This is a genomic window from Pseudomonas sp. NBRC 111127, from assembly GCF_001320345.1.
Classification (GTDB): domain Bacteria; phylum Pseudomonadota; class Gammaproteobacteria; order Pseudomonadales; family Pseudomonadaceae; genus Aquipseudomonas; species Aquipseudomonas juntendi.
The window spans coordinates 1-6912 of the sequence record NZ_BCBD01000225.1 but is presented as its reverse complement, the minus strand read 5'-3'; the positions used below and the strand labels follow the sequence as shown (position 1 = coordinate 6912).

Below are 6912 nucleotides of genomic sequence, written 5' to 3'. Positions count from 1 at the left end.
CGGAACACCTGCAGCGGCTTGGCACCCAGGCAGGCCGCAGCCTCTTCCACTTCACGCGGAATGTCGGCCAGAACCGGCTGCACGGTGCGCACCACGAACGGCAGGGTGACGAACGTCAGCGCCAGGGTGATGCCCAGTGGGGTGTAGGCGATCTTGAAGCCCAGGTCGGTGGCGAACTGACCGACCCAGCCCTGGGGGGCGTAAAGCGCGGTCAGGGCGATACCGGCAACGGCCGTGGGCAGCGCGAACGGCAGGTCGATCATCGCATCGATGACCTTGCGCCCCGGGAAGGTGTAGCGCACCAGCACCCAGGCCAGCAGGGTGCCAATCACACCATTGATGATGGCCGCGAACAGGGCAGTGCCGAAACTCAGTTTGAGCGCGGCGATTACCCGCGGCGCACTGATGATGTTCCAGAACTGCTCGAAGGTCAGCTGCGAGGCATGGATGAACATGGCCGCCAGCGGTATCAGCACGATCAGGCTGAGGTACACCAAGGTGTAGCCCAGCGTCAGCCCGAAGCCGGGTATGACGGGGGAAATGCGACGTGACATAGGTATCCCTTTGAATGCACATGGCCAAGTATCGATCCGGGGCCGGCGCAGGCTTCTGAATCTTTGGGGCTGTCTTGCAGCCCATCGCCGGCAAGCCAGCTCCCACAGGATTACCACAGGCCTGAAGGCTGCGCGATCCCTGTGGGAGCTGGCTTGCCGGCGATGGGCCGCGTCGCGGCCCCGCTTTTCCCTGGCCGGTTACTGTGCCTGATAGATCTGGTCGAACACACCGCCATCATTGAAGAATTTCGGTTGTGCAGTCTTCCAGCCACCAAAGTCCTTGTCGATGGTCACCAGGTCCAGTTTCGGGAACTGCTTGCCAAACTCGGCAGCGACCTTTTCATCACGCGGGCGGTAGAAGTTCTCGGCGGCAATTTTCTGCCCGGCCGGGCTGTACAGGTGCTTGAGGTATTCGGTGGCAATCGCGGTATTGCCTTTCTTCTCGGCGTTCTTGTCCACCACCGCCACCGGCGGCTCGGCAAGAATCGACAGCGACGGCACGACGATCTCGAACTTGTCGGCACCGCCGTCTTCCTTCAGCGCCAGGAACGCTTCGTTTTCCCAGGCCAACAACACATCGCCCTGGCCGTTGTTGACGAAGGTGATTGTAGAGCCGCGCGCGCCGGTATCCAGCACCGGTACGCGCTTGAACAGCTCCTGCACATAGGCCTTGGCCTTGTCTTCACTGCCGCCGGCCTTCAGGCCGTAAGCCCAGGCGGCAAGGAAGTTCCAGCGTGCGCCGCCAGATGTTTTCGGGTTGGGGGTAATCACCGACACGTCGTTCTTGATCAGGTCGCCCCAGTCCTTGATGCCTTTCGGGTTGCCCTTGCGCACCAGGAACACGATGGTCGAGGTATAGGGGGTGCTGGCGTCCGGCAGGCGGGTTTGCCAGTTCTCCGGCAAGGTCTTGCCCAGCTTGGCGATTTCGTCGATATCACCGGCCAGCGCAAGGGTCACCACGTCAGCACGCAGACCGTCGATCACCGCCCGGCCCTGCTTGCCCGAGCCGCCGTGGGATTGCTGGATCTTCACCGTGTCGCCCGGGTGGGCCTGCTGCCAATGCTGGATGAACTCGGCGTTGTATTGCTGGTACAGCTCACGGGTGGGGTCGTATGACACGTTCAGCAGTTCGTAATCCTTGGCGATGGCGGAACCGGCAAAAACGGCACTGGCCAGGGCGGCGAGCGCATAACGGCGGATGGACATGGTGAAGCTCCCGATGGCATTTGTTCTAGTTTTGAAAGGGGGTGGGCTCAGCCGGCCTTGTTGCCCGGCTGCTGCAGGCGGAACTTCTCCTTGCGCTCGATCTGCACGACCTGGGCGTTATGCACCGTGATCTCCACCGCGCCAAAGCGCAGGTCGCGCAGGGCGTTCTGGATCTCCCGCAAAAGGCTGGCTTCGTCCTGACCATCGATATTACGCAGCGGTGCACTCATGCTCGTTCTCCTTGGCGTGAGATGCCGGGCGGGGATTTGAAGGGGTATTGCCTGGCTTGAGGGCAATAGTAGTGAGGGGCTTTTATTCTTAAAAATACTATTTAAGAATTTTTATATAACCATTTTATTTTCTGGTTCGAAGGCCCTATCGCCGGCAAGCCGGCTCCCACAGGCGTGTCACTGCCTCTCAGTTTTGTGAGGCACCTGTGGAAGCTGGCTTGCCGGCGATAGGGCCTTGAGCCTTCAGCTTTGCTTCTGTGGCTCGCGGATTTTGTACCAGGCCACGTACAAGGCCGGCAGGAACAGCAGCGTCAGCAGCGTTGCACTGATGATGCCGCCAATCATGGCGTAGGCCATCGGCCCCCAGAACACTTCACGTGCAATCGGGATCATGCCCAGGCTCGCTGCGGCTGCCGTCAGCAGGATCGGCCGGCGACGGTGGTTGGTGGCCTCCACCACCGCGTCCCAAGGGGCATAGCCCTGCGCCTCGAACTCATCGATCTGGGTAACCAGAATCACCGAGTTGCGGATGATGATACCGGCCAGCGCCAGGATGCCGAGAATGGCCACAAAGCCCATCGGCGTGCCCGTGGGCACCAGTGCCAGCACCACGCCGATCAGCCCCAATGGCGCCACGCTGATCACCAGGAACAGCTTCTGCACGCTGTGCAGCTGGATCATCAGGAACGTGGCCATGAGGAACAGCATCAGCGGGATGACCTTGGCGATCGGCCCTTGGGCCTTGCCGCTCTCCTCCACGGTACCGCCCGTGGCCACTTCGTAGCCTACCGGCAGTTTGCTGGCGAACTCGTCGATTTTCGGCTTCAGTTGCGCCACCAGGTCTGTGGGTTGAATGTCGCCGTTGACCGAGGCCTTGATGGTGATGGTTGGCTTGCGGTCACGCCGCCATACCAGCGGCTGCTCCAGCTCGTAGCGCACGGTGGCGAACGACAGCAGCGGAATCGAGGTGCCGTTGGAGGTCAGGATCTGCAGGTTCTGCAGGGTATCGGGCGAACCACGCTCGCTGTCCTCGGCACGCGCGACCACGTCGATCAGGTAGATGCTGTCGTTGACCTGGGTGATCTGCACACCGCTGACGATGCTGTTCATCACGTTGGCCACATCTTCCGACGACAGCCCCAGCTGGCGCGCCTTGTCCTGGGCAATGTCCACGCGCAGTACTTTGCCAGGCTCGTTCCAGTCGTAGATCATCTCGCCTATGTTGCGGTTCTGGTTGAGCAAGGTCGCCAGGTCGATGGCGTGCTTGCGCACCTCGTCGATACTGGTGCCGCTGACCCGGTACTGGATCGGCCGCCCCACCGGTGGGCCCATTTCCAGCGATTGCACGTTGGTGCCGATGCCGACGAACTCTTCATGCAGGATTTTCTGCAAGCGCTCGATCATGCCCTGGCGCTCTTCCAGGCCCTTGCTGACAATCACCAGCTGGGCGTAATACGGGTTTTGCAACTGCTGGTCGAGCGGCAGATAGAACCGCACGGCGCCCTGGCCGATGTAGGTGCTCCAGTGCACCAGGTCCGGGTCGTCCTTCAGGCGCGCTTCGAAGCGGTCGACCACCTTGCGCGTCTCCTCGATAGAAGCGTTCTGCGGCAGGTTCAGGTCGACCAGGATCTCCGGGCGGTCCGACGCGGGGAAGAACTGGTTCTGCACGAAGCGCATGCTGAACAGCGCCAGGGCAAACAGCAGGATGGTACCGATGATGGTCAGCCAGCGATGGCGCATGCACCACAGCAGCCCACCCTCGAACGCCCTGGCCACGCGCCCAGGCTTGGCTTCGTGAGCCTTGACCTTGCTGCTGCTCAGAATGTGCACCCCCAGCACCGGGGCGAAGAACACCGCCACCACCCAGGACACCAGCAAGGCCACGGCGATTACCGCGAACAAGGTAAAGGTGTACTCGCCTGCGGAACTGGCGTTAAGGCCGATCGGCACGAAGCCGGCCACCGTGACCAGGGTACCGGTAAGCATCGGGAAGGCCGTGGAGGTGTAGGCGAACGTGGCCGCCTGCTCCTTGCTGTCGCCCATTTCCAGCCGGGTGACCATGACCTCCACGGTGATCATCGCATCGTCCACCAGCAAGCCCAGGGCAATGATCAGCGCGCCCAGCGAAATCCGCTGCATGGTGATACCGCTGTATTCCATGAACACGAACACCATCGCCAGCACCAAGGGTATCGAGCAGGCCACCACCAGCCCCGCGCGCATGCCTAGGCTGACAAAGCTTACCGCCAGCACGATCACCACCGCTTCGAACAGCGCGCTGGTGAAGCCGCCAACCGCCTTCTTGACGACCACGGCCTGGTCCGACACGGTGTGCACGCCAACGCCTATCGGCAGGTCCTGGATCACCTGGTCCATGCGTTTTTTCAGTGCGGCGCCGAACGCCTGCACGTTGCCGCCGGCCTTCATGCCAATGGCCAGACCAATGGCGGTCTGGCCGTTGTAGCGGAACATCGGTGAAGGCGGGTCGACATAACCGCGTTCGATAGCGGCAATATCGGCCAGGCGGAAGAAGCGGTCATTGATCTTCAGGTTGACGGTTTGCAGGTCCTTTTCGGAGGCGAACTGCCCGGAGGTTCGTACCGAGATGCGCTCTGGCCCGGCCTCTATCACCCCCGCCGGCGTGACCGCGTTCTGCGCTTGCAGGGCCTGCATCACCTGGCGCTGGTCAATGCCCAGGGCGGCCAGCTTGCGGGTGGAGAAGTTCAGGTACAGCACTTCATCCTGGGTGCCGATGAACTCGATCTTGCCGATATTGGGTACATCACGCACTTCTGCCCGGGCCTGCTCCACATAGTCACGCAGCTGGCGCAGGGTAAGGCCGTCGGCGGTGAAGGCATAGATCGAACCGAACACATCGCCGAACTCGTCGTTGAACCCAGGCCCCTGGATGCCAGCAGGGAACTGGCCACGGATGTCCTGGATCTTCTTGCGCACCTGGTACCAGATTTGCGGGATATCCTCGGCCTTGGTGGTATCACGCAGGTACACGTAGACCGTGGATTCGCCCGGCCGGGTGTAGCTCTTGGTGTAGTCGAGCGAGTCGAGTTCTTCGAGCTTCTTCTCGATACGGTCGGTGACCTGGTACAGGGTCTCGTCCTGGGTCGCACCGGGCCAGCGGGTCTGGATGACCATGGTCTTGATGGTGAACGACGGGTCTTCTTCACGGCCCAGGTTGAAGTAGGAAAAAATCCCCATCAACAGGGCGACGAACATCAGGTACCAGACGAACGATTGATGCTTGAGTGCCCAGTCGGACAGGTTGAAGCTTCCTTTCATTGCGCATCCTCGTCGAAAGCGACCTTCTGGCCAGGCTTGAGGCTGTTCACGCCCGCAGTCACCACACGTTCACCAGGCTGCACGCCAGAGGCCACGACGATGCTGTCGGAAGTACGGTCGATCAGGGTCACGTCACGGGTGCCGACCGTTTTCTGCCGGGTGTCGATGACCCACACCTGGGTCTTGCCGTCGCGTTCGAGCAAGGCACTCAAGGGCAGCTCGCTGCGCGGCGACACTTGCGAGGTCAGCGTCACACTGACCGCGGTGCCCAGGTGGAAGGCTGCCGGGGTGTTTGCCAAGGTCAGGCGCGCACGGCGGGTACGGGTCGTGGGGTCGGCCTGCGGCTCCAGCTCGCGCAGGGTAGCGGTGGTGTTGATGGTCGGGTCGAGTTGCGAGGCGACGGTGAATGTCAGCCCTTTGTCCAGTTGCTCTGCCAGGCTGATCGGCAAGTCGATCACCGCCTCCTTCACATCAGGCCGGGCCAGGGTCACCACGGCCTGCCCGGCGGTGACCGTCTGCCCGGCCTCGGCCTGCCAGGCCGTGATGACCGCTGCATGGTCGCTACGCAGGGTGCTGTAGCCGAGCTGGTCACGGGCCTGGCTGACAGAGGCGCGCGCCTGCTCCAGCGTCGCGCTGGTGGTTTTCAGGTTCGTCTGGGCGACATCCAGCTGCGCCTGGGCACCCACCCCACGGTCGTACAGCTGTTGCTGGCGACGGGCATCGGCCTGGGCATTGATCCATTGCGCCTGCACCCTGGCCAGGTCGCCTTCGGCGGCACGCAGTTGGTTCTGCTGGTCGGTGGGGTCGAGGGTGGCCAAGGTATCGCCCGGTTTGACCTGGGCTCCCACGTCCAGCCAACGCCGGGCAATGCGCCCGGCTACGCGGAAGCCCAAGGTGCTCTCGAAGCGTGCCTCGATATTGCCAGCGAAGCGGCCCAGTTGCGTCTGCACCTGCGGCTCGACCTTCACCGACAGCACCGGCCGGATCGGCTCAGGGGCTTGCTCGTCACCCTCGCAGGCAGCCAGCAGCATGCCGGCTGACAGTATCAGCAGCAGCCGTGTCATAGCTCACCCCCTGGGCGTTTGGCATCCACCTTCTCCACCTGCATGCCGGGGTGCAACAGCTGGCTGCCGTTGACCACCACGGTTTCGCCCGCCTGCAAGCCGCTGGCGATGACCACCTTGCCAGTCAGGTAGCGGCCGACTTCGACCTTGCGCAGTTCGACCTTGTCACCCTCACCCACTACCCACACGGCAGGTGCGTGCAGGGCCTTGGTCAAGGCCGACCACGGCAGCTCGATGCTCGGCCGCCCCACGGTACTGGTGCTGGCCGTCACCGGCGCGCCCAGCTGCATTTCGGCGGGCACATCCTTCAGGGCCACCTTGACCTGTACCGTGCCGCTTTGCGCCGACACGGTGGGCGTGATTTCGCGGATCACGCCGCGCGCCTGGACCTTGGGGTCGTCCAGCAGGCGGACGAGTATCTCGGCGTTGCCGGGCGGTGCCACCAGCAAGGATTCGTACACATTGAACACGGCATCGCGGTCGCCATCGACGGCCAGGCTGAAGATCGGCATGGTCGCCTGCACCACCTGGCCTACTTCGGCCTGCCGCGCGGTGATCACC

General features: G+C 62.7%; 6 protein-coding genes. All 6 read right to left on the bottom strand.

Annotation, left to right across the window (positions count from 1 at the left end; all coding sequences use genetic code 11):
- The coding region (cysT, locus tag APH30_RS25560) for a sulfate ABC transporter permease subunit CysT (RefSeq protein ID WP_054914106.1) at positions 1-554 on the bottom strand (554 nt) is incomplete at its 3' end.
- A gap of 198 nt (positions 555-752) precedes the next feature.
- Positions 753-1760, bottom strand: coding sequence for a sulfate ABC transporter substrate-binding protein (locus tag APH30_RS25555; protein ID WP_054914105.1), 1008 nt, complete (start codon positions 1758-1760; stop codon positions 753-755).
- A 47-nt stretch (positions 1761-1807) separates the two neighbouring features.
- Positions 1808-1990 carry a sulfur starvation response protein OscA gene (gene oscA / locus APH30_RS25550; protein WP_009683706.1) on the bottom strand — a complete coding sequence of 61 codons (183 nt, stop codon included), beginning with the start codon at positions 1988-1990 and terminating at the stop codon, positions 1808-1810.
- A 243-nt stretch (positions 1991-2233) separates the two neighbouring features.
- Positions 2234-5287, bottom strand: coding sequence for an efflux RND transporter permease subunit (locus APH30_RS25545; RefSeq protein ID WP_054914104.1), 3054 nt, complete (start codon positions 5285-5287; stop codon positions 2234-2236).
- Positions 5284-6351, bottom strand: coding sequence for an efflux RND transporter periplasmic adaptor subunit (locus APH30_RS25540; RefSeq protein WP_054905160.1), 1068 nt, complete (start codon positions 6349-6351; stop codon positions 5284-5286). The genes APH30_RS25545 and APH30_RS25540 overlap by 4 nt, the downstream gene beginning before the upstream one ends.
- A partial coding sequence (locus APH30_RS25535; protein ID WP_156326682.1) for an efflux RND transporter periplasmic adaptor subunit occupies positions 6348-6912 on the bottom strand: 565 nt, incomplete at its 5' end. The genes APH30_RS25540 and APH30_RS25535, both read right to left, overlap by 4 nt.

Coding starts and splice junctions, on each gene's coding strand:
- APH30_RS25555 (WP_054914105.1), bottom strand. CDS start 1,760: ATGTCCATCCGCCGTTATGCGCTCGCCGCCCTGGCCAGTGCCGTTTTT.
- oscA (WP_009683706.1), bottom strand. CDS start 1,990: ATGAGTGCACCGCTGCGTAATATCGATGGTCAGGACGAAGCCAGCCTT.
- APH30_RS25545 (WP_054914104.1), bottom strand. CDS start 5,287: ATGAAAGGAAGCTTCAACCTGTCCGACTGGGCACTCAAGCATCAATCG.
- APH30_RS25540 (WP_054905160.1), bottom strand. CDS start 6,351: ATGACACGGCTGCTGCTGATACTGTCAGCCGGCATGCTGCTGGCTGCC.